We start from the raw sequence: 26986 nt of genomic DNA, 5'->3' as shown, positions 1-26986 counted from the left end.
CGGAAAGTCTTCTTTTTTTGTAATACTCTATATCAAGCAGCACTACGAGCTGGTTCTTTAACAGTTCTACGTACTGGGAGAAACCAGAGGAGCACAATAACTAGAGCCGCTGTTATAAATACCGCTGAACCCATAATTGCTACAGAAATAGCATGAGCAAATTGTTGTTTTAATGGTGACGCTGATCGGTTCACTGCCTCAAAGACTGTAATAAGAATAGCCAAACCCATCGAACAGCCCGTTTGTTGTGCGACATTGATTAGACCAGACGCGGCACCCGAATCACGTGAATCTACACCAGACAGACCAAATGACGTCAACGGTTGAAATATCATCCCTGCGCCCATTCCCATGATGATCAACGGAACGAAGATTTGCGGAAAGAATTGAGAATCTACTGAGATTTGGCTCAACCAACTCGTACCTATAATTGCAATGATCAAACCGGTGATGAGAACCTTTAAATTTCCAAAGCGGGATACCAACCATGGCATGAGATACATCATCCCGAACTGCACAACCGTAAAAGGCAGAAATGCAAGCCCAGATTCAAAAGAGCTAAATCCAAGAACATTTTGCAAGAATTGCGGGATAAAGAAAAATAACGAAAAATTGCCACACAAAAACAAGAACCTTCCGAGATATGCTCCTGACCGCTGACGGCTTGAAAACAAACGGAGCGGTGTAATGGGTTGCTTCGCACGAGCTTCAATAAACACGAATGTCACTAACAATACAGCACCAACTATAAGTGAAATCAATGTCACCATATTACCCCATCCATTAGCTGCCGCCTGTACAAAACCAAATACCAGCGCAGTAATTCCGATAACAGAAGTCAATGCCCCCATTACATCAAAGCGCCCCGTGTTTTTCTCCGTCTCCTTTAAATATCGCGGCACCATTAAGAGCAGGGCAATACCAATGGGTACGTTGATAAACATCCCTACGCGCCAAGAAATTAAATCCGTCAGTACTCCGCCAAGGATGAGACCAATACTGCCGCCTGCTCCTGATACAGCACTGTATATCGCGATTGCTTTCGTTCGTTCTTTGGCTTCTACAAAGGTCACCGACAATAATGCGAGCGTAGACGGTGTTGCTATGGCTGCCGCAAGGCCTTGTAAGGCGCGAGTAATGATCAGAAATTCTGCTGATTCTGCTAAACCAACCAATATAGAGGCAAGTGTAAATAATGCAATACCAGCACTAAACATTCGCCTTCTCCCCAAGATATCCCCCGCTCGGGCACCTAGCAGTAAGAACCCCCCAAAAGCCAAAATATATGCGTTCTGTAACCATGTCAAATTGGTTGTCGATATATGAAGTGTACGACCGATTTCAGGCAGCGCCGTTACCATGATGGATGAATCGAGTACTACCATAAGTTGACATGCAATGATAATGATTAAAATCATTTGTTTGGACTGATGCATGCTGTTCGCCTCTCCTTCTCAAATGCTTGATTTGAACTATAGCACACAACTTTTTCGAAGTAAACACTTTGTGTGTTTTTTGTCTATTTTGTATTTAATGTAATTTAACTTGTTAATTATGTATAATAAGAAGGAGAGTTTGTAGGAGGGTTTATTATGAAAATTATTTTTGAGAATGAACAAGATAACACTAAACATAAATTACTTAAAAAATTAATCTCTTCCGTCATGACGGAAGGTTTTCAACATTTGCGGATGGACGACATTGCCAAATATATGGCCGTAAGCAGAGCCACCATGTACAAACACTTTTCTTCAAAAGAAGAAGTCATCGAGGGGATTGTACAAATTATTATTGACTACTTGGAAAAGTTGGAAGATCGATCTACGGAAGATGACGAAAAATGGTTCGGCATCTGGTTTCAAAAATTGTTTGAACAGTCGGTATCGCTCGTCGGTAAGATTACTGACGTATTTTTAAAGGATATTCAAGCGATGTATCCAGATTTATACGATGTTCTGAAAAGTGCTTTGAATAAGCGTGAAAAGATGACCTCCGAATTTTACCAGGATGGAAAAAACAAAGGCATTTTCAATCCAATAAATGAGAAATTCATTTTGCTTCAAGACGATGTTTTGCTCCGAGAGATTATTGATGTTAAGTATTTACTTTATAACCAAATGTCGATTCAACAAGCTCTCAATGATTATTATCAGTTCAAAAAAATACAGTTATTCAAAGCTGAAAAAATTTCAATCGTCGACGATTCAAACATAAAACCAATCATTGATCATCTTGTTGAAAAGTTTAACCGGACGTTGTAAGGTTGAAAGTTTAACCGGACGTTGTAAGGTTGAAAGTTCATCCTTCGCAAAAAGTAAGGGTAAAAGCGGAAATATGATCCGATAAAAAAAGAAAAACCGCCATTTAGGCGGTTTTGAATCGGACTATTTTCTTGTCACCTGGCAACAGGGAACATGCCGGTAGAAATGGCAATGCGGTTCCAAGCATTAATTGTATTGATCGCCATGATAAGAGTCACATATTCCTTTTCGTCAAAATGCTCCCTTACTTTCTCATAAACGGCTTGTGGTACACCATTCTCCGAGATTCGGGTCACAGTTTCCGTCAACTCTAACAATGCTCTTTCTTTGTCGGAATAAAAGGGGGCTTCACGCCATGCTGTGAGTAAATTAATCCTTTGCTCGGTTTCACCCATATTCCGCAGATCCCTTGTATGCATGTCAATACAATAAGCGCAACCGTTGATTTGTGACGCTCTTATTTTGATGAACTCATATAACTTTGCATCTAAACCGCTTGTTTTAATAAAACCTTCCAGCTTCAACATCGTTTGCAATGCTTCTGGATTTACTTGGCTATGCGTTAATCTAACTTCCATGTGAATCTCCTCCATATACGACTATTTTAGTATTACCTCTATAAGACAAATTAGTCCCGAGATTTGTGACAATCCAGCACGAAAGAAATATGTTGAAGTTTATCTGGATTCAAAATCTGAAAAACCTGATTTGCTTGCAACTGATTCTCATCCATATCGAAACATATAACCATATCAGCGATTTGATCCTTTACGAGTACAAGACCGGTTTGACCGTTGATGAGTATTGGAAGCCATTGCCCCAGCAGCGAGCCTTTCGCTGCAATACCTTCGAAGAGGGCCTGGACACGTTGCTTGCCGAATATGGTCTTGAGAGCTGTTCGTCTTTTTCCACCGCCATCAGAAATCAGCACGGCATCATCGGTCAGCAAGGAGACAAAATCTTTAAAGTTCCCCGTATGAACAGCATGCAAAAATTTCTTTACAAGTGGTTCTGAGTCCCCGATTTCCTCCAAATTCCGCTCCTTTCCTTGGTTAACTTTCACTTTTGCTCGACTATAGATTTTACGGCAATTTATTTCAGTTTTATTTAGCATTTCTGCGACCTCGCCGTACTCATAGCCAAGCACTTCTCTTAGAACGAATACAGCTCTCTCCACAGATGATAACTCTTGCAGCAGTACCAGGAAAGCATAAGAAATGGTTTCGTCTTGAACGACCTTTCCCATGGGATCAAGATTGTTCTCCATAATCAGCGGCTCAGGCAGCCACGCACCAACGTAAATTTCTCTTTGCTTGCGAGCCGATTCCAAGTAATTCAGGCAGCGGTTGGTCATCATTTTGACTAAATAAGATTTCAGGTTGCTGATGTTATCCGTATCTAACGTTTGTAGGGATGAAAACAGATCCTGCATCATATCTTCCGTGTCAGACACAGAGCCTAGCATCCGGTAACCTACTGAGAAAAGTAGATGCTTATACGTATGATAAATCGTTTCGAAGTCCATAAGTGCCATATATCTCCAATCTTCTGTGATTATTCCCCTACTTCCAAAAAGTAATTCAGTCGCCTTTTGGGAGGCTATTATTACTTATTATAACGATTATTCAAGCCATCGTCCTCAGTTCATGCATCCTTTCCCTTCTTCATCCGGCCATATTCGAAATCATGCACATAATAAGGAAAGGACAGGCCGAATGCAATCATTCGTCTGTCCTCTCTCTGCAATTGCACACCCTTGTGTGACGTCATAATTATTGAGAATTTATAAGTTCAAAACGTTGGTATACCAACCTCAAATTTCACATTGTGATCGCTTAAGAATCCAGTTCCCCGGCTGGGACAGGTAACCAAGCTTGCGGTTTACGGCTAGCATAGGAGCGTTGGTAGAGTGATTATTGGTTCGCAGCTGCTTCACACCGTTTGCTTGAGCAAATCGGATGGATAGAAGTTTTAGCGCATGAGCGATTCCTTTGCCTCGGTATTCCTTGACCACTCCTGTGAATAGCGTGTACAATTCGTTGCCTTGCGGAACAAGACAAGTAATCCCCACAATTGCTTCCCCTGCCATCGCAATAAAAATACAGCGCTGGTCCATCCGACGAACCATAGCGGTGAACGTTTCAAATGGAAAATCAAGCGCGCCTTGAGAGTCTGGCGTGTCGCCTGAGAGCTGCTTCACTACCTGATACAAACGCTCCATATCGTCCTCAAGTGAAAAATGCTCGAATGTTCGGAATGCAATGCCGTGTGCTTCGGATGCCCGAATACCTGCGTCGATCGTTTCTACCGGAAACGATGTCAGATCCAGCACGGACTCGAACTGGTGCGACTTGAACGTAAAGCCACGACGCTCCGCCCAAGCCCTGGCTTCGGGATTGTTGTCCCGAACGGCAGTCTGCAAGCCGATGGGCTGTTCTTCCTGCACCCAGAGTGTGAGAGCCTCGTCCAGCATCTGCCCGTAGCCCCGTCCGCGATGCGCGGCGTCGACAATGATGGTTTGACTTAAGAAGCCTTGCGGTGTCATCCCTGTGGCGTGCAAGAGCTGAGCCATTCCAACGACTTCGTTATTTACTGTCAAGACAATCCTTTTATAAAAGGGATACGTTCGTACTCTTGCCTCCTGCATCTCAAACATGTCTTCGCCAAGCGGCACATTGCTCGTTTGATTGAGCAGATTACAAACATCCGCCTTATCGGATTGTTCATACGGGCGAATGATGATTTGCATATGAGATCACACTCCTGTTTGATTCTTCAATGCTTTTAGCAAGTAGAAATTGAGCAAGATAGTAGGAGATCATCACCCCGTAACCCGCCCATGAAACCGACGTGACAAACATATTCCAAGCAAGCAGCGAATCAGACATGAAGAATATAATTGCACCTGCTATGGCAATCCAACTCCTACTAATAACAGCGCTCCAAATCATGATAGAAATCACGATGACATAAACCAACACCGGGATCCATAATCCAGCATTTCCGCCTGCAAGCATGCCTTCTTGGAGTCCGCGTAGTAACAAAAAGGAGTATGCCAAAATCGGAATAAGAGCAAGTAATTGGAAGGGAGAAAAACGCCAACGAGTCACAAAAGCAGCGACATATGCAAGATGTGCGATTAAAAAAGCGACCAATCCAAACATAAACCATTGGTTTCCTGATAACAATAAGAAGCTATCGCCTATGGCGGAGAGGAATAACCCTGCAATGATTAGGTTTTTATAAGGTTTAGCAGCATTTCGCATTGTTGCCGCTAGTACGATCATAAGAATGATAGTTCCTGGCTTTAAGATCCAACGCATCGCCATATTTTCACCTGATAATGCAAAAAGGTAGCCTAGACCTGAAAAAATAATAGCGACTATTAATAGCTTTCTATACATGGCAAAACCTCCAGATCCCAGTTACTTAACCGTTCAATATGCCCGCTGATGCGGCGGCGGCATTAGCAAAAAAAGACAACCTTTTATTTTTGTCGTAAACAACTTCTGTCACCTCTATGAGTTAATTAATCAAAGTTTAAAATCTATGGCATGAAACATAAACTTATTTCGAAAGCAGCTTTACTCCCAATGCAGCAGCAACTCCTTTAGCCCCCTCATCCATAACTTGATCATGATTCCATATGAAGGCCGGTCTCAAGATCGGGGCTAGCCTGTTCATCCATTTCTTATTTGCATTTACCTGCCAGACATATTGGACATGCGTAATGTTACCTTCTTGTGTTAGTTTCCAAACGCCTCTGCCTTCCAATTCCCCAGTAGCTTTGATTTCTAAATACTTCGGCTCTTCTTTCCTTACTATTTCCGCCACGAAAGCTAGCTGATAGGAAAGCTTTGTACGGAAAACATAGTTGTACTTATCGCCAATCCCATCTTGCCTAGAGCCTTGATATATACTCTCAGAACTTACTCCACGCCACCAATCGCTATACTTAAATCCGGCGATGAGTCCCCAAACTTGATGGATATCAGACTCGAATTTCCAATTTGTTTCAAAATTATACTTATATGAAGCCATACAGATCCTCCCCAAAACCGATTCATTTTCCGCAACGATAAACAGATATTTAAGTTACGATTGTATCAACCCAAGTTTAAAAACTGTTAAAAAAACAAAAAAAAGCGACATTCCTCGTAAGGAATTATCGCTCTGCTTAAAACTAAAACTTATACATCCAAGCAAAATTTATACCCAAAGCCTCTAACCGTATGAATATACTTGTGCGCTGCCGAATCAGATTCAATCTTCTTGCGCAGATTGCTAATATGCACCATTACCGTCCGCTCATCGCTGAAGCTGTCCCAGCCCCACACCTGCTTGTGCAGCTGTACCGCACTAAACACTTGGTTCTGATTTTGTAGTAGAAAAAGCAATAGCTGCCGCTCTTTGGCGAACAAATCGATAAACTCTCCCTTCACCAGGACCTCTAAGCTCTGCAAATTTGCCTGCAATTCGCCGCACGTGATAAGCATGTCTTCCTTGTCTCGTTTTTGACCGGCTGCCGCCCGCCTCAGATTCGCCTTAACCCGAGAGACGAGCACCATCGGATCGAACGGTTTGGTCATATAATCGTCCCCGCCTGTATCGAGTCCAGTGATAATATCTTCCGCCTCCCGCTTGCAGCTTAGAAAAACAATCGGTATATCCGAGTGTTCGCGAATCCGTCTACAAAGCTCTACGCCATCCGTATCAGGAAGCACAATATCGAGCACGATCAGATCAGGTTTTTCCTGCTTTAGTAGCGCAAGTGTCTGGCTCCCGTCTTTCGCCATAAACACCTGAAATCCGTGATTTCGCAAGTAGAGGCCGATCAGTCCCCGAATTTCCTCTTCATCATCGACGATCAATATTTTCGCTGCCTTTGTCATGCGCCTAGCTCCTCCTCCATATCGTTCATGACCGGAAGTGTAAAGGTAAACGCGCTACCGCTGCCTAACTTACTTTCCACCTCAATCGTACCGCCGTGTTGGGCAATAATCTCTTTGCAAATCGCTAGCCCGAGACCCGTTCCGGTCGAACTGTTCTTGCTGGATTCCTTCCCTCTATAGAAGCGATCAAAAACAAACGGCAAATCTTCCTCGTCAATTCCTCTTCCGGAATCCTGAACAGTGACCCTTACACCCAAGTCACCCTTCTCCCTGGAGCCAGACTGCTCGACGATAAGATGAATGATTCCACTTGAGGGCGTAAATTTTCGCGCGTTGAACAACAAGTTTGTAACGACTTGCTCCATTCGCACCACGTCAATCCATACGGGGGCTCCTCTATTTGTAACAGAAGCAGAACGATTAATAAATTCAAAGCTGTATCCATCTTGCTTGATAGACAGCTCGTATTTATCGTAGAGCGAGCGAATATATGCTGCCGGGGAAACCGCTTGACAGTCAAAGCGGATTTTGCCTGTTTCTAACTTCGACAGCTCGAACAAGTCGCCGATAATGCGATCTAAGATCAACGTCTTTTCATAGGTCAACCGCAAATACCGATCGTGGTTATCTTCATCTACTCGGTCCAAAACCGCCTTCACATATCCTTGAATGAGCGTTAGCGGCGTTCCCAGTTCATGGGAAATATTGGTTAACATATGCCGACGTGACTTCTCCATTATGACCAATTCCTTATTGACCCTTTGCATGCTCTCGTTGGATTGTTCCAGCGCCTCGGTTCTTTCCTGCACCTTTTCCTCCAGCATTTCGTTCCACTCTTTCAATTGCGCAGACAACGTTTCGACACGTGCAAACGACTTTGAAAATTGATGCGACAAGTTAACCGATTCCATGAATACGTAAAACAGCATGCCAAGCTGCACCAAATGTTCAGTAGCAATAATCCGATTGTCAGAAAGGACATCGTTCAGCGCAAAGACTAAAAACACGACCACCGCTGCCATATTGAGCCGAGCCCCTTCTCTTCTGCGAATGAAAGCTCGCACAAAAACATAGAGAGCATAGCCTATCAACATAAGAATAACAATTTGAAAATGCAGCATCGTGTAGGTATAAACGGACGCATGTGTTATAAGAACGAACAGGCTGTATGCCAATAGCACCCCAACAAACAGGTTGCGCAATCTCTTGTTCATCTCGGCGGGATACCGGCAATAAACGAACAAGGCGAACATGATCATGCTAAAACTCGCCGACAAATACTCCAGGTGAACCTGTAATTCCCAAGAAATGTGCGGAAACAGGTAAGCAACTAGCGTCTGCCCGGTGACCATCGTCCTAATCCCAATAGCAAAGGAAAATAATCCGAAAACTAGCGGAGACTTATCCTTTCTGCGTGCCATGAAGAGGCCTATATGATAAAGCCCCATCGTAAATAAGCTGCCGACGATCAGCAGTTGAGAAGTCATCTCCTTCTCCCGCTCATAAATCACCTCCTGCGAATCTCCTAAACGAAAAGCTTCCCACAAACCGCCTTTACGCTGCACAAAATTGGACACTTGAATGACAAGCTCCGTCTGACTACCCTGTAAATGGAAAAATACAGGCTTCGGAAAGTTGGCTGGAACCATTTCCTCTTTGCTCGTCCCGACAACACCGTTCACAGCTGCCAGCCTTCCGTCAATCCATAGTTTATATGCCGTCGCAGCACTCGGTACATAGAGCCCCATATCTTTACCGTTGTCGACAGACTTTGTACGAATCAGCAGGCGATATGTTGCGTATCCTTGGTTCGACAGCAACTCACCGTCCATCCGCAAACCTTTCCATTCCTTCGGCACTTGTGCATAGGAGGGTGAGCTGCTGTACGACCCGCGACCAAAATCATCTGGCGTCAAAAGCTGGCCCCAGTAAAGCTCCCACTCGCCATCCAGCTTGGCAAGCCCGCTGTGTTCCCAATTCCACTCCGACAAATCGAGAATACCTTTCACTGCCTCTGGCTGAGAGCCTTTACCTAAAGCAGAACCGCCAGGAAGCAGTACACAAAATAACAAGACAAGAAACAGTACATATGGCTTGTAAAATACTTTTCTCATACGGCCTCTCTTCTCACCCCACCTTGACAAATTATTTCGGTAAACTAACAAAAAACTACAAGAACTGACATAGTCACTATGTATATTCTTCAAGAATTTCTCTTTTCCTTTGAGGAGCTGCTATACATACATGCTTAATGCGTCGGCACCTGAATAAGTCTGCGTAAGATAACTTATCTTAAGGATGACTAAACACACCCCATTTTTCATCATGCCGCCAAACTACAAAAAGACCACCGATGCACCGGCAGCCTTCCTGCATTTTTTCAACAACAGTTTTATATGTCTTTATTCAACATCATTTCGAGAATAAGTTTATCAATCTCAGATGTTGCCTCATTACCTATACGGCAAAAGTTGTCGATCGTCTTCTCTGCTTCATTTTCGATAAATCCATTCGTTGAGGAAATAGTCATTCCTTTTGATGCGAGAAGCGCTGATTGTACCGCTGCACTCGTACAGGTCGCTACTTTCATAGCGCAGCCGCCTTTTGCTCCATCGCACATCATCCCGGATACATTACCGAGCATGTTTTGGATCGCCGCTTTAATCTCCGTTTTCCCTCCGCCAAGCAGATAGGTAATGCCGCAGCTTGCACCCGTACCGGATACGGTGACCCCGCATAATGCGGATAATCGCCCAAACTTGGATTTGATATGGATGGTGACCAAATGGCTTAGCGTAACAGCGCGAATGAGTTGCTCCTCAGAGGCACCAAGCTTTTCTGCAGCCGCTACAACAGGGTTTGTCGCTGCAATGCCTTGGTTTCCGCTTCCCGAATTCGCCATCACCGGCATGGTGGAACCTGCCATGCGAGCATCCGATCCAGCTGCTGCAAGTGCCATCGCATGAGAAATTAAATCGTCGGACAAAATACCTTTTTGCACATTTTCTTTAATCGTTTTACCGACTTCCAGACCGTACGCATGTTCCAAACCGTCTAATCCTGCTTTACGGTTAAGCTCGATACTTTGCTTGACCAAACCGAGGTCGGCAAGATCCACCGTGTTCACGAATTCCACAATCGAATCAATCGTTAGCTCGCTGCGATCTTCTTTGGAACTCTTGAAACTCGCGTTGGCGCAGCCTCCCATATCAACGATCTTTCCATCAACTTCTATCAAAGTGATATTCGTATGATTATCCGTAATAACAACCTTCGCATAACTTTTATCAGCTTCAATAATAACCTCAATATATAATTTCTTTGGCGTATCGGCGAGATGGACAACAGAAATCCCTCGTTCCACCATATCCTGCGCCACAGAAATATCTTCGGGCTTAATATCGGCAAGCACTTCTAGCTGCTTCTCCGCATTACCTGCAATTGCACCTAAGGCAGCGACAAAATCGATCCCTGTCAGGCCTGTTCCAGGTATACCAACTGCAAGTGCATTCTTGATTATACCTGCGCTTGCATAAACAGTAATTTTATCGATAGTGCCATCCACATAAGTCCTAGCCTTTGCCGCAGCTAAGGCAATCGCAACCGGCTCCGTGCAGCCCAGCGCGACAACGAGTTCGTTTTGCAGTATGTTTATGAATGTATTTGTCCTCATGATGAGCCTCCCTTAACACCGAAAGGCACCAAAAGACCTTCGACTGATTATTAAAATATACAATAGTTGCTTCACCTAGTTCAACTCGTAAATTTTGAGAACGGTTATGAAGTGTGTTGCTCTTAGCTCGCTCGTTCCGTTTTTGCAGACAAGGAAGCGAGTGCAGATTCATTGAATCCTTTAACTATGAGCCATACAGCTAAAATCATTTCATTAGCTGCTACTGGCAGCGCCAAAATAGCCCCCCAAAAAGAAACTTGTTGAATGACACCGAACATGACTAACAAGGCACAAATAAAAACAAGTGTTGCCCCTGTCATACCCAAGATGGAGATAAACCTGGGTACGAGCTTGGATTTATAAAATATATAACTGTACATCATCGTGTTGATGCCCAGCATGAAAAGAGGCCCAAGCAGAAAGGTCCAGTCATGTACGGCTTTTAATAATGTACCTGAAGCTTGAAAAGAGGCGGTATCCGGAGCCGCTGCTGCTGCAAATTCCCGGCTTAGGGTCAACAGGGACAGTACGCTGATTATACCAATAGTAATAATAATGGCTTCAAGAAACCTGAAGCAAAGATGCCAAAGAGCAATAGTTTCATTATATTTTCTTAAAATTGGAAACATTGTAGTTGCAGTACCAACCGCTGAAACGACAAGCATTAACTCCATAAGCGCTCCCAGTATCACCTGGTTGGCATGTTCGGAACCTTTCCTCAGGTAATCCGGACCATTTAGTATAGGATCATATAAAAGAAGACCTATTATCGCCGTAACCGCTGCAAGTATAAACAGTACTCCCACAATCAATGCGCTCTTTTTATTAGCATTCATTTATTTATCTCCTTTTTTGAATTTATATCCTTGCAGCTATGACCACGTTCCCCCGCGGGCTGCGCTGTCTATCTTCCCTCAGCGCCACCGATCTCCGCGATTCTTCACGTAGTGCGCAAACACAAAGCGCCAAGGGATTACGAAAGGAATAATCACGGCCACCAAGCATTCTGAGACTGTCGCCCAGGTTGACTCGTCCATTTGACCGGAGGACCACAGTGGGAGCGCAACGACGATTAACCAGATCGACTTCCACACCAATTCCCACAGAAGCAAAGGCAGCATCTGCAGCGGATACCGCAGCCCCAGGACTGACAAAGCTGAAAAGGCGGCCAGCATGCAGGCGACCACTCCTTGCTTAAGTTCCCACGGATTTTCGTGGTGGATGACTCCAGGCCATACCACGATAGCGAGCCCCACGACGATAAGAAGGTACAGCGCCCTTAGCAAATAAAGACGAAACAATGAGACCTCCACAATTAATGCTGTTTTCCTGTTAGTATTCATTTATTTATCTCCTTTTTTGAATTCATGTCCTCACAGTTATAACTACATTTCCCTTTTTGTGTCCTTTCTCGACATACCTATGAGCCTCGGGAATTTGTTCTAACGGATAGTGTCTATCGATGACCGGATTAATCTTTCCTCCCTCAATAAGCTCCTTCATGAAGACTAGATGTTCATTACGATGCTTCCATGACATATCTACACTCACATAGGTTCCGTTCGAGCGAAGTGCTTTCTTACATGTTGATTTTGTGATTTTCGATGTTTTTTTCCCAACGGCATCAAAGATTAAATCATAACATTCTCCACTCGCTGTAAAATCCTCTTTCGTATAATCAATTACCTTATCGGCTCCTATAGATTGCACCAACGCGAGATTCGTCGTACTGCATACCCCTGTTACATCCGCCCCATAATATTTGGCAAGCTGTACCGCATAAGTACCTACACTTCCAGAAGCTCCATAAACAAGAACCTTCATTCCACTCGCGATTTTTCCTTTCCTAAGAAAATTCAACGCGGTTATACCTCCAACGGGAACAGCGGCGGCCTCCTCATACGTCAGATTGGCCGGTTTTATAGCCACCATGCCATCTTCAGGCAGACATTTGTACTCGGCATATGCACCAAAGCCAATACCACAGAACGCAAAAACTTGGTCACCTTTCTTAAATTTTTCAACATTCTTGCCAACCATCTCGACTTCCCCGGCTAACTCAAACCCTAATATCGTTACTTTTTTTGGCCTTAAGAACCCATTGTAAAGTCTTGCTAGGAAGGGATCAGCCTTTCGCATGCGCCAGTCCCCTGCTGTTACCGTTGTCGCATAGTTTTTCACCAGTATTTCATTGTCCTTGGGTGTAGGTTTTTCTAACTCTTTTAGATGAAGAACATCGGGCGATCCGTATTTGGTATATACAATTGCTCTCATATTTGTCCCTCCTAATGATTATCAAATGGTAATAAGCAGAATACCTAGATTTCCCAATTTAGACATAATTCTTCTTCATCCAATCCGTGATACCATGACCCTCTGATTCATGTAATTCATCCACATCAGCCATTCTAAGTAATGATCCGTTTTTAATCGCAATGAAGCAGTCCAATAATGATTCAATTTCCGCAATCTCATGGCATGTCATGATTAGTGTCTGAGATTCCAAGTCTACATAAGAAATCATTCCTTTAACGATAGATTCTCGCACCATGGGGTCAAGTCCGGACAGTGGTTCATCCATTAGAATGTAGGACACTTCTCTGGCCAAAGTAAGCATGATTTTTAAGCGAGCACGATTTCCTTTCGAGAGGTCTTTGATTTTCATATGTGGCTCCAGCTTCATAAACTTCATGATTTCTTCCGCTTTAGCCATGTTAAAGTCCCTATATTGGGAAGCCTGAAAATCTATCGCTTCACGTACAGTGAACATTGAATAAAAAGATCCAAGCTCCGATAAATAAGAAACCACTTTGCTGATTCTTCGATTGGCAGTCTCTCCATTTACGGTTACCCTCCCGCTCGTAGGAAGCGACAGTCCGGAAATAAGTCTCAATAGCGTTGACTTCCCGCTGCCATTCTCACCCACAATGCCAACGATTTTACCTATGGGCAAAGTGAATGAAATGTTATTGAGTGCGGGCTGTTTAACATATTTTTTAGAAACATTCGTCAATTGAATCAAGTTACTCATCTCCTTTATCAAATTTGCTTAAGTGGTCCTGTAACCCTGATATGATTTCAAAAGAGCTGAACCCCATTTCCTGCATGACCTGGACAAACGATAGGATCTGCTCATTTTTTAAATTTTCACGTAGCTGAACCAAGCGATCCTCTTGTTCTGTGACAAATGTACCTTGACCCCTTTTCGTTTCCAGGATACCCTCACGCTCCAACTCACTGTAAGTACGCTGAATTGTGTTTGGATTTACACTGTATTTGATCCCCATTTCTCGGACAGAAGGAAGCTTCTCACCTGCTTTCAATTCTTTGCTTACAATCTGTCGATGGATTCGATCCGCTAATTGCAGATAAATTGGCTTTGAAGCATTAAATTCTTCCATTCTTACACCTCAACTTTATTGTCAACGATCCATGCGCTCAGAAAGAATAATCCAATGATAAAAATGAAGGTATACAAATATTCTCCTGCATATGTTTGTATAGGTTGTATTGAAAAAGAAGGAAAATCATAGGTAATACTTCCCCATTTCGTTACTAAACTATACAGTTTAGTGGATTCGAATAGGGTAGTTAACCAACTAGGTAAGACAATTGTCCCAATAACGACTAACCAGCTCCAACGCCCGATTGCAAATTTAAGGGATTGGTATAGCGCCCAAAGAAATAACACCCAAACGCCAATTATTATAGAAATCACAATAATATGAAGAAATATGAATAATCCTGATATCCAAGTATCCGTCCAATACGCTTCAATTAAGTTGAACTTGGGTATGATCAGCAATCCAGACATCACATATAACATCAGTAGTGAAATAACAAGCATCATCAGCCCGTTCACTATCTTACTAATTAACAATGTAGAAGCCGGCCCAGGATTATGCAGCCATAGATGCAGCTGATTTGCCTCTGTTTTCAAACTGATAAATACCATTATCGGTACATATAAAATATGCAAAACAATAGCAACTACTAAGGGTAAGAAAATAAGTAAGGTATGATCTGCTTTCATCCCCATATATAACGTCAACAAGACAATCAATAAATTAATTACAAGTCCTACGAAAAATACGGTTCTTGTTAATTTAAAATCTTTTTTTAATAAAGCTACCCATGCCCTCATCCAAATCTCTCCTTCTTAATGAAACTAAACAATTGAATTACTGTATTAATGCAATAGTACACTAAGACATTATATATGTAAATAGACAATAAAAAAAGAAGCAAGAAGGAAAACCTTCTTTACTCCCTGAGTACGTGAGGACGAGACCGCCTCAGTATCGTGCGTTTTTGTTATATTGAACTTATTCCAATAAGGCTGTTCGTAACCTTTTCAGCTTCAAGCTAAGCCAAATCGTTAATGGAATAATGAGCTGAAAAATAATTGCGTATACAGCATAGGTTTTTGGAAAGCTAATAATCTCGAGTTGATTCTGGAAGGTAATAAGTGTAATGGACCAAACAAGTATGCCTACAGGAATAAGGAACACTTTGGTGTTACCGTACTTTACCACCTTCGAAGCGATCTTTGCTAATATGTAGTATTCGACCGACAATTTAATAATTGCGGTAGAGTACCAAGCTAGTATGACGAGAGGTTCAATGCGTATTTGTGCGGATCCATACGTTAATGCACCAGATGCCACGGCCCCCGGTATGGAAACATATATTAGGTATTCACCTAGAGACCCAACGGCCACGATATACTTAATGAGGTTCGTCGTTATGATGCAAGCAATCGGAATAAGGAATTTTGTCAGATTAGACCTGATTTCGGTACACATATGGGGGATGAATAGCAATAACAATGCTTCGCCTGAGGAGTTGAAGGCTATTGTAAAAATCTCTTGAAATACGGGCTGAAAACCATCATAAAACAAAGGTAAGAAATTTTCGAATTTTATTCTGCCGATACTGAATCCAAGAATGACGAAATTCGTAAATAAACAGAGGGTTGAATAAAACACACTAATTTGTATGATCGTCTTCATACCGCCTTGCATACAGATCAGAAAAAGGTGGATTACCACAATGGCCGCAACAACTTGGGGGGTATACTTTGGCAATGCCATGTTTCCCATGGTACCCCACACAATGGCGAGGTCTTTACTTATCATCAATACAATATATAGACCGTACACGCTCCATAGGGCTCTTGAGATTAAGTTACCGAATGCGGACTTAATAAGGTCGAATATATCCTCACCCTCGGCACCGCAGCGCAACAACGCTTGATAAAGGGCTAGCAATAGAAATGTCCACGAAACACCAAATAAAATGGCTATCCCCTGGTCCTGGGGTGGAGTCAAATAACTATAAGGTATCAATACGCTTGTTCCAACGCAAATCCCGTAGAGTAAGAAAGAGCCTGCTCTAAGTTCATATTTACTTTTCATGTCAAGCTCCTCCGTAAATAAAAGAAATAATAGGATTAACAAAACTGGTTATGTATGTGCTGATTGAAACATGAACATTGAGTAAGGAAATGACAAAGGCAACAATGCTTAAGCAAGATATCGCCCAATACCTCATCTGCTTGTCCCCTGATTGAACTCCTATTTTGCGGTTGCCTGATAATAATATAACGACTAACAATGCGAGCAGTCCGATTTTTATCATCTGATGGGCCCCCTACATATGAAGTCCGACATTATGGATTTTTATGGTTGGATGGAATGAAATTTCCACATAAGGTAACGTATCACTCCACACTTTATTATTTTTTTTCCAATAGTTAGTATGGTATCGATACAGATGGTTTCCGAACCCTAAGACATCGCCTTTGTATTCGGAAATGATTTTTTTCGTTAGCTTATTCAGACTCTTCTCAAGCTTATTTGAAACCAAACTTTCTAAATTCACAATGTCTTCAGGCGTTGTGATAGTTCCAATCTCTTGTTTATTAATATTAAAGGAAATGTTCCCAACATAGCTAAATTGAGGTTTATTATGGGATATTGCTGAACTCAACTTCACTTGACTATGACGAACGACGACCTCTACCGGGTGATTTTTATACATCACAGAAATGCGACTGTTTGATTTCTGATTGATTAATAGGGCAAGAAGCCCTGTTTCCTCCTCATCCAAATAACCCTCTAACTTTCCCTGGTTTAATATCACCGCTCCTGACATTGCCAATCGCTTCTTACCACCTGATTCTATTACATCCAAGACCGATATCACGATCCCTTGCGGTTTCCCGCTTGCCTCCTGTAGAAAATCAGACGCTTTTACTTGAAGGCCTTGACGATTCACGAGATTAACAATGGAATCCGAGAGGGACTGATCCTTTGTTGAAGTAGAATTAAGAAGCTTGTGAACATTTCCTTTTGCAGCTACAATCAAGGTGCCTCCGCGAATGGAATTCATACGGGTAAACTCCGAGATAATGTTCATAATTCCCTGTTCAAGCATTTTTTCACCAAAAATAAGCGTTTTGTTATGTAAAGGAACAATTTCCTTTGAATGCATTAATTTTTATTTTATCAAGGCATCCGATATATTTTTATCCGTAACCGACTCTAGTAAATACTTTTGAGAACCCGCTCCCTTGCTTTGTCCTCCTGCCGCTTCAATATCAAGATACTCTGTGGTAATGGTCATCATCCCCGCTGCTTCTTTATCGATGCCCATAGACAAGGATATAGCCACGTCCTCTATTTGGGTTCCAGAGCTGCATCCCAGTAGAAAAATAAGAACAACGAAGACAAAACCTTTCCACATAATGTCACCCCTCAGTCTTCTTCTTCATACCCGAAATTGAATAACCATTGCTTTGAGGATTTTGCATCAAGCTTACTTGCCGGGCTCATGTAACTCATACCGAACGATTCTGTGTTTATGAAATGCGCGAATACAACGGTCAAACTAAAGAACAAACCGGGCAAACCTGCAATTGAAGCGATGATCAGAAGAGGGAACCTAAGCAGCCTGGTTGAGGATCCAAAATTGTATTTGGGGACGATATAGGATGCAATTCCAGTAAAGGCTACGATAATAATCGTAGGGGCAGATACGAATCCGGCTTGAACGGCAGCTTCCCCTATGACAAGAGCTCCGATTATGCTCACGATCTGTCCTACATTTTTCGGAAATCTCATCCCTGCTTCTCGGAGAATTTCGAACATAAACTCTAACAGCAAGATCTCCAATATTAACGGGTACGGGATACCTGTTCTCGCAGTGGCAAAACTAATCAGAAGCTCCGTAGGAATTAATCCCCAGTGGAAAGTAGATATTCCTACATAAATGGAAGGCAATGTAATGGAGATCACAAACGCGATTACACGAAGCATCTTTACAAAGATGGCAAAGACCGGCAGCTCATAATAATCGTCTGGGTTATCCATGAATTGCCAAAAAGTGGCTGGTAGAATTAAAGCATCTGGAGAACCGTCAACAAGTATGGCAATGCGACCCTCCATAAGATTACATACAACTGTATCGGGCCGCTGGGTATGTTGAATAATCGGCAATAGTTTAAATTTTCTTCTATCGAGACTTCTCTCAATGAAGCTCGAGTCCGTGATATAACGTAGATCTAAGGTTTTTACTTGTTCTTCAATCCGTACGGCTAACTCGTTATCCGCAATTCCATCCATATAATACATTTCTACAGATAAATTTGAGTAGTTACCTATAGTAACTGAAACGATTTTTAATTTATCGGACCTCAGCCGCTTTCTGATCAAACTTCGATTGGTTGACAGATCTTCAACGAACCCGTCCTTAGGTCCACGCAACGTGACCTCCATTTCGGGGCTTTCGATATTTCTTTTTGCAAAATTTTCCAAATTAATGTCTAGAGATGAGTAGGCGGTTTTCCTTAATAGGATCACTGAACCATTTAATAATAGCATTGGGATATCTCTATCTTCATGAACGACATTGATTTTCAAAGCGGTCAATGAAGTAATCATATTCTCCATAGACAAATTCTCTCGACTAAGTGGCAGCAATGGCTTGATGATACTCTCCTGGCAAAGATGCAAATCAACAATTCCCTCTATATGAACTAAGCAAATTTCTTCATTGTGAATATATCTCACCTGTAAATCTGAAGGGTTCTGAAGTGCGTCAGCAATCATGCTTACGCGTTTATGTATATCCACATGTTCCATATTTTTCACCCAACGTCATTGTTTCCTAGTTTAAATTGGAATATACAGGCTACGAGTTGAGTTCATGTTATCATCGATTCACGAGCTTTAAGGCGTCATTTTGTTCGTACTAATGTGATACAAAAAGACCGTTTATTGCCTGGGAATGGCAATAAACGGTCTTTGTCTATTTTCGTCCCTATCAAAAGTAAAAAATAGGGTTACTTCTGTTCGACTTCTTTGCTAAGTTTAATAATTTCTTCCCAAGCTTGTGCAGGCGTCAGTTTATTAAATAAGACTTGCTGTGTAATATTATCATACTCTTTGGAGAATTTCGCCCATCCTCCCTTATTACCTGGACCTGGATCAAACGGATTGCCATCTTGGGCAACTTTATTGATCAGTTCTATTCCTACTTTATCTGCGGCATTGAACTTAGGTTCAAGAGCTTTCACAATATTTTTAGAAACCGGAGTTCCCCGGGTTGTGCCCAGTATGTCGGCTGCCTCCTGGTCATTAATAAACCAATTCAAGAATTTCTTGGCTTCCTCTTGGTTTTTGCTGTCTGGGCTAACGCTCCAGTACATCGATGCTTTGAGCCATCCGGATGCTTTCGTGCTGCTCGGCAATGTCGTCAGAAAAATTGCTTTTAAGAAAGTAACAAAATGGAAATACTTTTAAATAGTCAAAATAATGGAGGTAAGGTCATAATTAATGTTTAACCAACATCCATCTATAGAGGAATTAGAAAAGGCTAGAAAGAATTATCTTGATTTACATCGTGAATATTGGCTTAACCATGACCTATTTTCATTTAATTGGTGGTTTCTAATCTTTATTAGCATAATTCCTTGGATTGTCTGGTGTATGATGGTAGATAAAAAAAAATTAACACAAATATTACTATACGGATTTTTTATTGGTGTTGAATCAATATTATTAGATATATGTCTAACCAATTTAATGGTTTGGGCCTACGTAACTAGAATTACTTACTTACTTCAACCCATTTTATTACCATACGATTTAACAATAATGCCTGTCGTTTATATGCTGATATATCAGAAATTTACTAAGTGGAATACCTTCCTGATTGCTAGTATTTCAATATCTATAATTTTTACTTTTGTTTTAGAACCCATCTTGGAATGGATGAAAATTTATAAAGAGTATAACTTCCCAAGTATATATTCTCTTACACTTTACATTCTAATAGCCATTTTCTCAAAATGGATTGTAGAAAGAATTATGGCTACAAGTGATACCCGAAGGTAACTTTCAAGCTAGGTGTCAAACTAGTATAGCTTTGATCCGCCGAACTCCAGAAGAAGAACTTTCTTCTTTTACAATTTTAATTGAACCTAACTCTTTTGTGTTCTTGACATGAGGTCCCCCGCAAATCTCTTTGGAGTATTTACCCATTGTATACACTTTTACTAAGTAGTCGTACCTGTCATCGAAAAGACCAATGGCTCAGCTTCTTTAGCTTGATCAACCGTTAATTCATCAAAGGAAATATCCACATGATCCTCAATAGCTTGGTTTATAATCTTTTCAACTTCATCAAGCTCTTCTTTCGTTAGTTTTCTCGAAAATGAGAAGTCAAATCTCAATCGTTCTGGAGTGATATTACTTCCTTTTTGGGCCACTTCTGGTCCAATACTTTTCTTAACGCAGCATGCAAAAGGTGAGTTGCCGTATGTAACTTTGTCGTCTCTTCCGAGTTATCGGCCAGTCCACCTTTAAACTTTTGTGATGCCCCAATTTGTGATAATTCGTTTTATTGTACAATTCGCTTAATAAGCCTTGCTGATAAAAGGATGTCATGAGAACCATTTCTTGGGTGGAAATCGAATAGGTCAACCAAATCACAACACTCAACAAAATGACCATAATACTGGAAAATCCGCCGTACATCAAATAATCGATGCGGAATCTTTTAAACAGGTTCTTCATGATATAAACTCCGCAGGGGTCACGCCGAAATATTTCTTGAATGTCGTACTAAAATAAGGGATATTTTTATATCCCACGCTTTCTGCGATCTCAAATATTTTAAGCTTCCGTTCTAGGAGCAGTCCTTTAGCCTTTTCCATCTTTACCCGAATGATATAATTATTGATCGTTTCCCCAGTACCATTCTTAAAGATTTGGCTTAAATAATTTCTTGAAATGAATACCTTCTCCGCAAGCTCGGCTATTGTAATATCACATTTAAAATGCTCATGAATGTACTGTTTGATGAAATCAATCGTATAACACCTTATGTAACATTACGGTTCCAAATTTATAGAAGCACTTCTACGAGGAATATGTTTAAAAAAAACCGCCAATCACTTGCTTTCAATTTAGAAAATGAGAAGGAGCCACGTTGGCTCCTTCCGTCGACAGCATTCTGCATCGACTCACTGAGTGAGATCGGCCCCGAGGCGATGGAATGACAGCTTTACAAAATAATCGTACAGCTGTTCATAACCGTTTCCAAGTCCTCCCGATATCAGTATGGCTTTAGCCTTATGTTCTTTGGCCATTTTGGCGACCCAATCTGCATTTTTATTTTGTCAGCTAATCCAGCATCTAACAGCATCTACTATTCGAAACTTATCCAAACCGCTACGATTGACTGTTTGTTACCCTGACTCATTACTAGTTACTCCCCCCAGAATTTTTCCCCCATGGAAACAAAAAAAACCTGACCGTTTCCAGTCAAGGGTTGGGAAATTTTTATGAAATTAAGATTTGGACCTAAATAATACAATCAGACGATTTAACGTGGAAGTACATTCAGCAGCATCTCACATTTGGAATCATTATTTCGTAACTATACTTCGTTTCCTGTGTTACCGTTGTACATGTGTGCGTGAGGGTGCAATCCATTAACTGTTGTATAACCCTCAAAGTAGTGATAATGCCCTCCATTCGGCAAAGGAATAGAAGGACCAGTAGTTCCGTTGATAAGATGTGTGTGACCGTCGTTAAAGGCTGTTTCTGTATAATAATTATGAACGTGTTGAACTCCACTTGGAGCTGGTTCGGTTATTCCTGCATATTGGTGGTTATGTCCATCATCAAATGATGTAATCCCCGAAAAGGGATGAACATGAACTGGACGACCATTCCACGAAGTAATAAATAACTTGTGGCTGTGATTTGAATCCTCTTCATTCGAATGCATGATAAAGCCTGTTATTGGGATATCCACTCACAATCTCTTCCCTTCATAAAACTTAGATTTTGTATTCTATGAAGGGGCGTTTGTTATGGTTTTAGGCAATAATCCAAAAAAAAACCATGACATGCAAAAGCAGTTCATGATTTTAGATTTAAAAAAGCGAATTAGACTTAGCTTTTAAATTTGGACAGAATACCTTTTCTTGTAAAAGTGATTAATAAGCTCTGAAGGTTTTTTTTTAATAGAATCACTAAGCATCGACTTCCATTCAAAACAAAGTAAAAAAGCCGAGACCAGAATAGAGATTCCTAATTTATTCCAGAATTATTCTTTCCTTGCGGCAGCTTCCACCCTGCTTGCTCCAACAGCTGTTTTGACTTTTCAGGTTCAAAACCATAAGTCTTAATATTTTTATCGGTGTAAGGGAAATTACTCGATATCAGTTGATCAGCAATCGTTTCCGTCCCGTAAAACAAATGGTCGATGACTGCCTTCTTGTTGAAGCCATATTCCAATGCCTGATGTACAAGCAAGTCTTTTGTCGGTCCTCGATTGGAATTGAGTACAAGTAGACGAGTAGCTAATGAGCTTATGAAAATCATTTTCTGAAACAAGACCCTACAGTTATATAACTTCTATGGGTTCAATATGAACATGAACATGTGTGATTTTATGCTCAGCCAACATCCGTTCTTCTATCTTTTCTGTAATTTCGTGACTTTCCACTACGTTCAAGTTGCCATTTACGTGAATAGTAACATCAACTAATATATTATTTCCGTGTACACGGGCTTTGATATCTTTTATTGCCCCAACACCTGAGGTATCTTCAATCGTTTTTTTTATTTCCTCTAGCTCTTTTTTGTCGAAGCCATCTGTTAATGCATGGGATGCATCCTTAAAAATATCCCAAGCTGTTTTGCATATTATTAAACCCACGATTGTTGCTGTTAATGGATCCAACCAAGGTAAACCAAACTGAGAACCAATGATTCCTATAAATGCACCGATACTAACAATCGCATCCGAACGGTTATCCTGTGCCGCTGCCATCATGGCGTTACTGTTAATTCTTTTTGCAAGGCGGATATTATGCTTATAAACAAAAATCATAACGATCGCACATAACAATGCTGTCCATGCGGCAATCATATCAGGAGTCCCTATGGTCGGCTCAAAAATTTTCTGAACAGCTTGGAATAAAACTTGAATACCGACAGCGAACATGATGAAAGACGCAATTAAAGCGGCCACCGTTTCAGCACGAAAATGCCCGTATCGATGGTTATCATCAGGTGGTTTTCGAGAAATTTTTAAACCAATAAGAACAGCAAATGAGGCAATAATATCTGTTGTATTATTAAGCCCATCAGCCAACAATGCTTCTGATCCTGATACAAAACCAATAAATAGTTTGATAGCTGAGAGGCATATATAAGCTATAATACTTACCCAAGCCCCTTTTTCCCCTTCTTTAATCTCGTTATAAATGTCCATTATGTCACCCCAACGATTATGTTTCCCTATTTTAATCTTAAGTCATCATACCCGACACACTATGTGTGGGTCTAGAGAAACAGTGTTGTCCATGTCACTAATAATAGGAACACATCAACTAATTTGCGTAAGGGGAAATATATTGGCATATTCAAAATTTTCTGTTTTCTGTTGTAATTCATATGCTTGGAAACCGCAAGAATTATAAAGTGTCCTTATTGAGAACTACTGCTCGGTAGTTGAGCACCCAGTTTGACTTGCTTCAGGTAAAAAATAAACGTTCACCCAATAGAGTGAACGCATAGTTATTTCAAAGCTTAAGGTCATTTATGGCGAACCAGCTAAGATCCATTAAGGGCCTTGGTCCCATCTTTGTTGCAGCGATTTTGGCATGTGCAGGTGATCTTAGGCAATATGCACATGGACGTCAGTTACTGAGAAAAGCCGGTCTAAATTTGGCTGAAGCACTTCGAGAAAACGGAAAGGGCAGATTGTCATAACCAAACGAGGGGATTCCACCTTACGTAAATATTTGTTTCTCGCTACCATACAGCTCATAGGTATCAATCCCGTTTTTCGAGAGTTACATGAGTATAACATTAAAGTAAAGCATATGAAGAAGCAGAGATCCGTTTTTAAACATCTGGGAAAAGTGGCTTGAATCCTGATCGGCATCGTCCAAAAAGGAGAAACATTTTTGCCTGAGAAGGCAAGTTTCATTCTTACTCAAGCTGCATAAAACTTTGAATACCACGTAGATTGACTCATTCGCAGGATTTAAAAAGAAAGCACGGAGAACCGAGTTCCTGCCCGAAAAGGGCTTAGACCCGTAGAGCCATGGGATGGTAAACTTCCAGGGTATTCGTGGAATATGCGTGCAGTAGAGTAAGATTTAGAGAAAAGGCTTTTACGGTTCCTCTGTTCCCGCACGCTCAAATAATAGACCACTTATCCAAATGAGTTTGTTTTCCAGGCAATCGTTATTATTCAAGGTGATGAAATCCTGCGAATAAGTGAGTAAACGTAAGATAAACCCTTAAAACCGAGGGACGGGCAGGATAGTGCAACAAAACCTTGAAAGTCTGCCGGCATGAACGACAGCCTTTGCTCACATAACGGGCAGCATTGTCCTGTCACTCATGTATTTACACGAGAAATTGATAATAATTTGAAGAGCTGGGGATGAGGGTGGCGAACGACTGAAACGAACGATACAATTCGGCGATTACGCGGTGCCCCATCCAATTGTATGGAAGCAAAGAAACCGGAAGCATGGGATCCCTAAGACTAATCTCGCTGATAACCTCTCCGACATGTAAATAAAGGACAAACAGCTCTAAGGGATCCATCCTGCCTCTGATTTCCTTATTCAAAGCCGGCACGAATTCGTCTTGATACCATTGCCACTTCTCCTGATACATGCGATGGATGTCGGCTAGAGGCCAAATGTCGGCTGCCCGCTCGGGGGTAATATCCCGAAACAAAATCGACGCTTCCGAGATAGTGACGTATTCATCCATGGAGGCCGCATGAATCAATGACAAAAGTTGCTTTCTGTAATCCCAAGGAGAGACATATACGCCTTTATATAGTTGACCGAAGCCAAGCTGCAGCAGTTGCAAACGGAATTGATCCCTTCTTTGCCTCTCCGGCTCCGGTACCTCGAAGTGCACGAAATACCATTTGCGGTTCCAGTCCACATCGTATTGCCGCGGTTTCCGGTTCACGAAGGATAAAAACTGCTCCCCTTTGTCCATTATGGAATACAGGGAACGCTCTTCCGCATGAATATACTTTTCTTTCTTCATTCGTGATAGAACGTTCCTGATCGACTGCTCCTTATATCCGCGTTTCGTATAAATTTGTACTAATTCTTTAGCATGCATGCAAGGCTTTTTTGTCAGCAGGAAAAGTATCTGCTTCTCGATTGACAGCATTCGGTTTTTGATCCCCTTCCAGAATAATTGCTATCCTCATATTACAGTAATTTGACAAAAAAAGAAATAAATAATATACTCGCATTGTCGTCAAACGAATAATAAATGGTATACGGAGGAGAAAAAATGAACCTTATTTTTCACGGACACTCTTGCATTCAGATCTCGGATGGAGAGCACTCAATCATCATCGATCCGTTCCTAAGCGGCAATCCCGTTGCCAAAGCGAAAGCCGAGGACATTCAAGTTCAATACATCTTGCTTACACACGGACACTCGGATCACACCGCTGATGCGGAAGCTATCGCCAGAGCTAACAATGCAACCATTATCGCCACCTTTGAGCTCGCTACCTATTACTCTTGGAAGGGCCTGAAGACGATCGGAATGAACATCGGAGGAACTGTGGACTTGGGATTTGCCAGAGCAAAGCTTGTTCACGCATTCCACAGCTCTTCTATTATAGCGGACGATTCCCAAAGCATCGTCTATGCAGGCATGCCGGGCGGATTTGTCATGGATTGGAACGGAGTTACGCTTTATCATGCCGGCGACACCTCCTTGTTCGGAGATATGAAAATGATCGGCGAGCTCCACGATATTGATTACGCGGTACTACCGATCGGGGATTTTTACACAATGGGACCTAAGGATGCTCTGATTGCAGCAAAATGGCTGCAAGCAAAGAACGTTATCCCAGTTCATCACAGCACATTCCCAGGCATCGTGCAAGATAGTGCAGCCTTCACCGCACAGCTGAAGGAGCAAGGAATCGAAGGCTTCGCTCTCCAGCCAGGAGAACAGCTTTCACTTGTAAAATAAAGTGGGTGTCAACGCTATACATATCGAACAGGACATCTCATTCTGACGTCAAGCTTGAAGCAACGTGTAATTTGAGCAAGGTACTGACTTCGGTGCCGGAAAGCGCTGCAACTCGGGCAGCGCAAGCTGAACTTGCAAGCGTACGGACACAAGTTCGAGTCGAAGGCTGCGAAGCCCACGCCGGGCTCCATCAACTTACCTAACGAGATTCTGGAAGAAATATCTTCCAGCAACAATCCAAAAAGGGTTAATCTCCCATATACGGACAACCGCATAAACTCACAGTAACGGCACCTGAAATAGGTGTCGTTTTTGCTATTTGTCGTAAAGCCGGCCTAAGTTTTATAGTTTTATAGTTTTATAGTTTTATTGTCTTATATTCTTATACTCTTATACTCTTATACTCTATATTATATTAATACGCCCTTTTTGCTAGATTGTAAGACAAATATCCAAACAATCGCATGAAATTGGAATAAACATGTACTATAGTGAAAGCGATGAGTAAAGGGTCCGACATAACCTGCAGTCTTCCGTTTTCATTCTTTATGCTTAACGATTGATTATGCGTTGAATTCAGTCTCTCAAGCAGTTGGTTCATAATAATAT

At 41.7% G+C, this 26986-nt stretch carries 32 protein-coding genes and 2 pseudogenes; 5 read left to right on the top strand and 29 right to left on the bottom strand.

The features are described 5' to 3' along the window. Nucleotides 1–32: 32 nt before the first annotated feature. Nucleotides 33–1436 (bottom strand): MFS transporter, encoded by a 1404-nt coding sequence (locus AC58UU_RS03495; RefSeq protein ID WP_497312988.1) that lies wholly within the window; start codon nucleotides 1434–1436, stop codon nucleotides 33–35. 156 nt (nucleotides 1437–1592) lie between these two features. Between AC58UU_RS03495 and AC58UU_RS03490 the strand changes: the two genes are divergently transcribed. Further along, entirely contained in the window at nucleotides 1593–2261 is a 669-nt protein-coding gene (locus tag AC58UU_RS03490; protein ID WP_497312987.1) for a TetR/AcrR family transcriptional regulator, read from the top strand. A 134-nt stretch (nucleotides 2262–2395) separates the two neighbouring features. Here the strand turns inward: AC58UU_RS03490 and AC58UU_RS03485 are convergent, their stop codons facing one another. The 20 genes and pseudogenes from AC58UU_RS03485 to AC58UU_RS03390 all read right to left on the bottom strand — a co-directional run bounded on the left by AC58UU_RS03485 (nucleotide 2396) and on the right by AC58UU_RS03390 (nucleotide 19536). Then, nucleotides 2396–2839, bottom strand: coding sequence for a carboxymuconolactone decarboxylase family protein (locus tag AC58UU_RS03485; protein WP_497312985.1), 444 nt, complete (start codon nucleotides 2837–2839; stop codon nucleotides 2396–2398). A gap of 50 nt (nucleotides 2840–2889) precedes the next feature. Continuing rightward, a complete protein-coding gene (gene sigJ, locus AC58UU_RS03480) occupies nucleotides 2890–3795 on the bottom strand; it encodes an RNA polymerase sigma factor SigJ (RefSeq protein WP_497312983.1) in 906 nt (301 codons plus the stop codon). Nucleotides 3796–4074: 279 nt separating this feature from the next. Next, entirely contained in the window at nucleotides 4075–5010 is a 936-nt protein-coding gene (locus tag AC58UU_RS03475) for a GNAT family N-acetyltransferase (RefSeq protein ID WP_497312981.1), read from the bottom strand. Beyond that, nucleotides 4985–5665: a lysoplasmalogenase gene (locus AC58UU_RS03470; protein ID WP_497312979.1), complete on the bottom strand. Its 681-nt coding sequence runs from the start codon at nucleotides 5663–5665 to the stop codon at nucleotides 4985–4987. The genes AC58UU_RS03475 and AC58UU_RS03470 overlap by 26 nt, the downstream gene beginning before the upstream one ends. A gap of 163 nt (nucleotides 5666–5828) precedes the next feature. Further along, entirely contained in the window at nucleotides 5829–6302 is a 474-nt protein-coding gene (locus AC58UU_RS03465; protein WP_497312977.1) for an SRPBCC family protein, read from the bottom strand. A 149-nt stretch (nucleotides 6303–6451) separates the two neighbouring features. Further along, nucleotides 6452–7153: a response regulator transcription factor gene (locus AC58UU_RS03460; protein WP_497312975.1), complete on the bottom strand. Its 702-nt coding sequence runs from the start codon at nucleotides 7151–7153 to the stop codon at nucleotides 6452–6454. Next, nucleotides 7150–9267: a sensor histidine kinase gene (locus tag AC58UU_RS03455; protein WP_497312973.1), complete on the bottom strand. Its 2118-nt coding sequence runs from the start codon at nucleotides 9265–9267 to the stop codon at nucleotides 7150–7152. Before AC58UU_RS03455 ends, AC58UU_RS03460 begins: the two co-directional genes overlap by 4 nt. A 278-nt stretch (nucleotides 9268–9545) precedes the next feature. Further along, entirely contained in the window at nucleotides 9546–10826 is a 1281-nt protein-coding gene (locus AC58UU_RS03450; protein ID WP_497312971.1) for an L-cysteine desulfidase family protein, read from the bottom strand. A gap of 122 nt (nucleotides 10827–10948) precedes the next feature. Beyond that, entirely contained in the window at nucleotides 10949–11662 is a 714-nt protein-coding gene (locus AC58UU_RS03445; RefSeq protein ID WP_497312969.1) for a DUF4386 domain-containing protein, read from the bottom strand. 78 nt (nucleotides 11663–11740) lie between these two features. Further along, a complete protein-coding gene (locus tag AC58UU_RS03440) occupies nucleotides 11741–11980 on the bottom strand; it encodes a hypothetical protein (protein WP_497312967.1) in 240 nt (79 codons plus the stop codon). 211 nt (nucleotides 11981–12191) lie between these two features. Then, nucleotides 12192–13100, bottom strand: a complete 909-nt coding sequence (locus AC58UU_RS03435) for an NAD(P)-dependent alcohol dehydrogenase (protein WP_497312965.1) — start codon at nucleotides 13098–13100, stop codon at nucleotides 12192–12194. A 58-nt stretch (nucleotides 13101–13158) separates the two neighbouring features. Beyond that, complete coding sequence (locus AC58UU_RS03430; protein ID WP_497312963.1) at nucleotides 13159–13857, bottom strand: ABC transporter ATP-binding protein; 699 nt, start codon at nucleotides 13855–13857, stop codon at nucleotides 13159–13161. Next, entirely contained in the window at nucleotides 13850–14227 is a 378-nt protein-coding gene (locus AC58UU_RS03425) for a GntR family transcriptional regulator (RefSeq protein WP_497312961.1), read from the bottom strand. Before AC58UU_RS03425 ends, AC58UU_RS03430 begins: the two co-directional genes overlap by 8 nt. A gap of 2 nt (nucleotides 14228–14229) precedes the next feature. After that, complete coding sequence (locus AC58UU_RS03420; protein WP_497312959.1) at nucleotides 14230–14970, bottom strand: hypothetical protein; 741 nt, start codon at nucleotides 14968–14970, stop codon at nucleotides 14230–14232. 181 nt (nucleotides 14971–15151) lie between these two features. Continuing rightward, nucleotides 15152–16243, bottom strand: coding sequence for a GerAB/ArcD/ProY family transporter (locus AC58UU_RS03415; RefSeq protein WP_497312957.1), 1092 nt, complete (start codon nucleotides 16241–16243; stop codon nucleotides 15152–15154). A gap of 1 nt (nucleotide 16244) precedes the next feature. Continuing rightward, a complete protein-coding gene (locus AC58UU_RS03410; protein WP_497312955.1) occupies nucleotides 16245–16466 on the bottom strand; it encodes a hypothetical protein in 222 nt (73 codons plus the stop codon). A 12-nt stretch (nucleotides 16467–16478) separates the two neighbouring features. Continuing rightward, nucleotides 16479–16982, bottom strand: a complete 504-nt coding sequence (locus tag AC58UU_RS03405; RefSeq protein WP_497313155.1) for a Ger(x)C family spore germination C-terminal domain-containing protein — start codon at nucleotides 16980–16982, stop codon at nucleotides 16479–16481. Between the two features lie 75 nt (nucleotides 16983–17057). Next, a pseudogene (locus AC58UU_RS03400) lies at nucleotides 17058–17573 on the bottom strand (Ger(x)C family spore germination protein); the annotation flags it as partial. Between the two features lie 11 nt (nucleotides 17574–17584). Further along, nucleotides 17585–18961: a spore germination protein gene (locus tag AC58UU_RS03395; RefSeq protein ID WP_497312954.1), complete on the bottom strand. Its 1377-nt coding sequence runs from the start codon at nucleotides 18959–18961 to the stop codon at nucleotides 17585–17587. 209 nt (nucleotides 18962–19170) lie between these two features. Next, nucleotides 19171–19536 carry a hypothetical protein gene (locus AC58UU_RS03390; protein WP_497312952.1) on the bottom strand — a complete coding sequence of 122 codons (366 nt, stop codon included), beginning with the start codon at nucleotides 19534–19536 and terminating at the stop codon, nucleotides 19171–19173. Between the two features lie 127 nt (nucleotides 19537–19663). Here AC58UU_RS03390 and AC58UU_RS03385 point away from each other — a divergent pair, with 127 nt between their 5' ends. Further along, nucleotides 19664–20224, top strand: a complete 561-nt coding sequence (locus AC58UU_RS03385) for a CBO0543 family protein (RefSeq protein ID WP_497312950.1) — start codon at nucleotides 19664–19666, stop codon at nucleotides 20222–20224. A 15-nt stretch (nucleotides 20225–20239) separates the two neighbouring features. Here the strand turns inward: AC58UU_RS03385 and AC58UU_RS03380 are convergent, their stop codons facing one another. The 7 genes from AC58UU_RS03380 to AC58UU_RS03350 all read right to left on the bottom strand — a co-directional run bounded on the left by AC58UU_RS03380 (nucleotide 20240) and on the right by AC58UU_RS03350 (nucleotide 23618). After that, on the bottom strand, nucleotides 20240–20380 hold the full coding sequence (locus AC58UU_RS03380) for a hypothetical protein (RefSeq protein ID WP_497312948.1): 141 nt from the start codon (nucleotides 20378–20380) through the stop codon (nucleotides 20240–20242). Between the two features lie 5 nt (nucleotides 20381–20385). Then, nucleotides 20386–20598, bottom strand: a complete 213-nt coding sequence (locus tag AC58UU_RS03375; RefSeq protein ID WP_497312946.1) for a hypothetical protein — start codon at nucleotides 20596–20598, stop codon at nucleotides 20386–20388. A 19-nt stretch (nucleotides 20599–20617) separates the two neighbouring features. Then, the gene (locus tag AC58UU_RS03370) at nucleotides 20618–20905 is read right to left on the bottom strand and encodes a hypothetical protein (RefSeq protein WP_497312944.1); all 288 of its coding nucleotides are present in this window, start codon (nucleotides 20903–20905) and stop codon (nucleotides 20618–20620) included. Then, nucleotides 20902–21180: a helix-turn-helix transcriptional regulator gene (locus tag AC58UU_RS03365; RefSeq protein ID WP_497313153.1), complete on the bottom strand. Its 279-nt coding sequence runs from the start codon at nucleotides 21178–21180 to the stop codon at nucleotides 20902–20904. Before AC58UU_RS03365 ends, AC58UU_RS03370 begins: the two co-directional genes overlap by 4 nt. A gap of 590 nt (nucleotides 21181–21770) precedes the next feature. Continuing rightward, nucleotides 21771–22151 (bottom strand): YmaF family protein, encoded by a 381-nt coding sequence (locus AC58UU_RS03360; protein ID WP_497312942.1) that lies wholly within the window; start codon nucleotides 22149–22151, stop codon nucleotides 21771–21773. Between the two features lie 278 nt (nucleotides 22152–22429). Then, nucleotides 22430–22735, bottom strand: a complete 306-nt coding sequence (locus tag AC58UU_RS03355; protein WP_497312940.1) for an ABC transporter substrate-binding protein — start codon at nucleotides 22733–22735, stop codon at nucleotides 22430–22432. Nucleotides 22736–22745: 10 nt separating this feature from the next. Beyond that, nucleotides 22746–23618: a cation diffusion facilitator family transporter gene (locus tag AC58UU_RS03350; protein ID WP_497312938.1), complete on the bottom strand. Its 873-nt coding sequence runs from the start codon at nucleotides 23616–23618 to the stop codon at nucleotides 22746–22748. A gap of 329 nt (nucleotides 23619–23947) precedes the next feature. On the opposite strand from AC58UU_RS03350, the pseudogene AC58UU_RS03345 reads away from it, so the two are divergent. Beyond that, nucleotides 23948–24357 (top strand): annotated as a pseudogene (locus AC58UU_RS03345) (IS110 family transposase); the annotation flags it as partial. Nucleotides 24358–24763: 406 nt separating this feature from the next. On the opposite strand, the gene AC58UU_RS03340 reads toward AC58UU_RS03345, so the two are convergent. Next, nucleotides 24764–25504, bottom strand: a complete 741-nt coding sequence (locus AC58UU_RS03340; RefSeq protein ID WP_497312936.1) for a PaaX family transcriptional regulator C-terminal domain-containing protein — start codon at nucleotides 25502–25504, stop codon at nucleotides 24764–24766. Nucleotides 25505–25681: 177 nt separating this feature from the next. Here AC58UU_RS03340 and AC58UU_RS03335 point away from each other — a divergent pair, with 177 nt between their 5' ends. Then, nucleotides 25682–26377, top strand: coding sequence for a metal-dependent hydrolase (locus tag AC58UU_RS03335; protein ID WP_497312934.1), 696 nt, complete (start codon nucleotides 25682–25684; stop codon nucleotides 26375–26377). Between the two features lie 71 nt (nucleotides 26378–26448). Then, nucleotides 26449–26580: a hypothetical protein gene (locus tag AC58UU_RS03330; protein WP_497312932.1), complete on the top strand. Its 132-nt coding sequence runs from the start codon at nucleotides 26449–26451 to the stop codon at nucleotides 26578–26580. The last annotated feature ends 406 nt before the right edge of the window (nucleotides 26581–26986 follow it).

The sequence above is a fragment of the Paenibacillus sp. JT22N1 genome (assembly GCF_059692155.1).
This window is presented reverse-complemented; position numbering and strand designations above follow the sequence as displayed.

Coding starts and splice junctions, on each gene's coding strand:
- AC58UU_RS03495 (WP_497312988.1), bottom strand. CDS start 1,436: ATGCATCAGTCCAAACAAATGATTTTAATCATTATCATTGCATGTCAA.
- AC58UU_RS03490 (WP_497312987.1), top strand. CDS start 1,593: ATGAAAATTATTTTTGAGAATGAACAAGATAACACTAAACATAAATTA.
- AC58UU_RS03485 (WP_497312985.1), bottom strand. CDS start 2,839: ATGGAAGTTAGATTAACGCATAGCCAAGTAAATCCAGAAGCATTGCAA.
- sigJ (WP_497312983.1), bottom strand. CDS start 3,795: ATGGCACTTATGGACTTCGAAACGATTTATCATACGTATAAGCATCTA.
- AC58UU_RS03475 (WP_497312981.1), bottom strand. CDS start 5,010: ATGCAAATCATCATTCGCCCGTATGAACAATCCGATAAGGCGGATGTT.
- AC58UU_RS03470 (WP_497312979.1), bottom strand. CDS start 5,665: ATGTATAGAAAGCTATTAATAGTCGCTATTATTTTTTCAGGTCTAGGC.
- AC58UU_RS03465 (WP_497312977.1), bottom strand. CDS start 6,302: ATGGCTTCATATAAGTATAATTTTGAAACAAATTGGAAATTCGAGTCT.
- AC58UU_RS03460 (WP_497312975.1), bottom strand. CDS start 7,153: ATGACAAAGGCAGCGAAAATATTGATCGTCGATGATGAAGAGGAAATT.
- AC58UU_RS03455 (WP_497312973.1), bottom strand. CDS start 9,267: ATGAGAAAAGTATTTTACAAGCCATATGTACTGTTTCTTGTCTTGTTA.
- AC58UU_RS03450 (WP_497312971.1), bottom strand. CDS start 10,826: ATGAGGACAAATACATTCATAAACATACTGCAAAACGAACTCGTTGTC.
- AC58UU_RS03445 (WP_497312969.1), bottom strand. CDS start 11,662: ATGAATGCTAATAAAAAGAGCGCATTGATTGTGGGAGTACTGTTTATA.
- AC58UU_RS03435 (WP_497312965.1), bottom strand. CDS start 13,100: ATGAGAGCAATTGTATATACCAAATACGGATCGCCCGATGTTCTTCAT.
- AC58UU_RS03430 (WP_497312963.1), bottom strand. CDS start 13,857: ATGAGTAACTTGATTCAATTGACGAATGTTTCTAAAAAATATGTTAAA.
- AC58UU_RS03425 (WP_497312961.1), bottom strand. CDS start 14,227: ATGGAAGAATTTAATGCTTCAAAGCCAATTTATCTGCAATTAGCGGAT.
- AC58UU_RS03420 (WP_497312959.1), bottom strand. CDS start 14,970: ATGAGGGCATGGGTAGCTTTATTAAAAAAAGATTTTAAATTAACAAGA.
- AC58UU_RS03415 (WP_497312957.1), bottom strand. CDS start 16,243: ATGAAAAGTAAATATGAACTTAGAGCAGGCTCTTTCTTACTCTACGGG.
- AC58UU_RS03410 (WP_497312955.1), bottom strand. CDS start 16,466: ATGATAAAAATCGGACTGCTCGCATTGTTAGTCGTTATATTATTATCA.
- AC58UU_RS03405 (WP_497313155.1), bottom strand. CDS start 16,982: ATGTCAGGAGCGGTGATATTAAACCAGGGAAAGTTAGAGGGTTATTTG.
- AC58UU_RS03390 (WP_497312952.1), bottom strand. CDS start 19,536: ATGTACTGGAGCGTTAGCCCAGACAGCAAAAACCAAGAGGAAGCCAAG.
- AC58UU_RS03385 (WP_497312950.1), top strand. CDS start 19,664: ATGTTTAACCAACATCCATCTATAGAGGAATTAGAAAAGGCTAGAAAG.
- AC58UU_RS03370 (WP_497312944.1), bottom strand. CDS start 20,905: ATGAAGAACCTGTTTAAAAGATTCCGCATCGATTATTTGATGTACGGC.
- AC58UU_RS03350 (WP_497312938.1), bottom strand. CDS start 23,618: ATGGACATTTATAACGAGATTAAAGAAGGGGAAAAAGGGGCTTGGGTA.
- AC58UU_RS03340 (WP_497312936.1), bottom strand. CDS start 25,504: ATGCATGCTAAAGAATTAGTACAAATTTATACGAAACGCGGATATAAG.
- AC58UU_RS03335 (WP_497312934.1), top strand. CDS start 25,682: ATGAACCTTATTTTTCACGGACACTCTTGCATTCAGATCTCGGATGGA.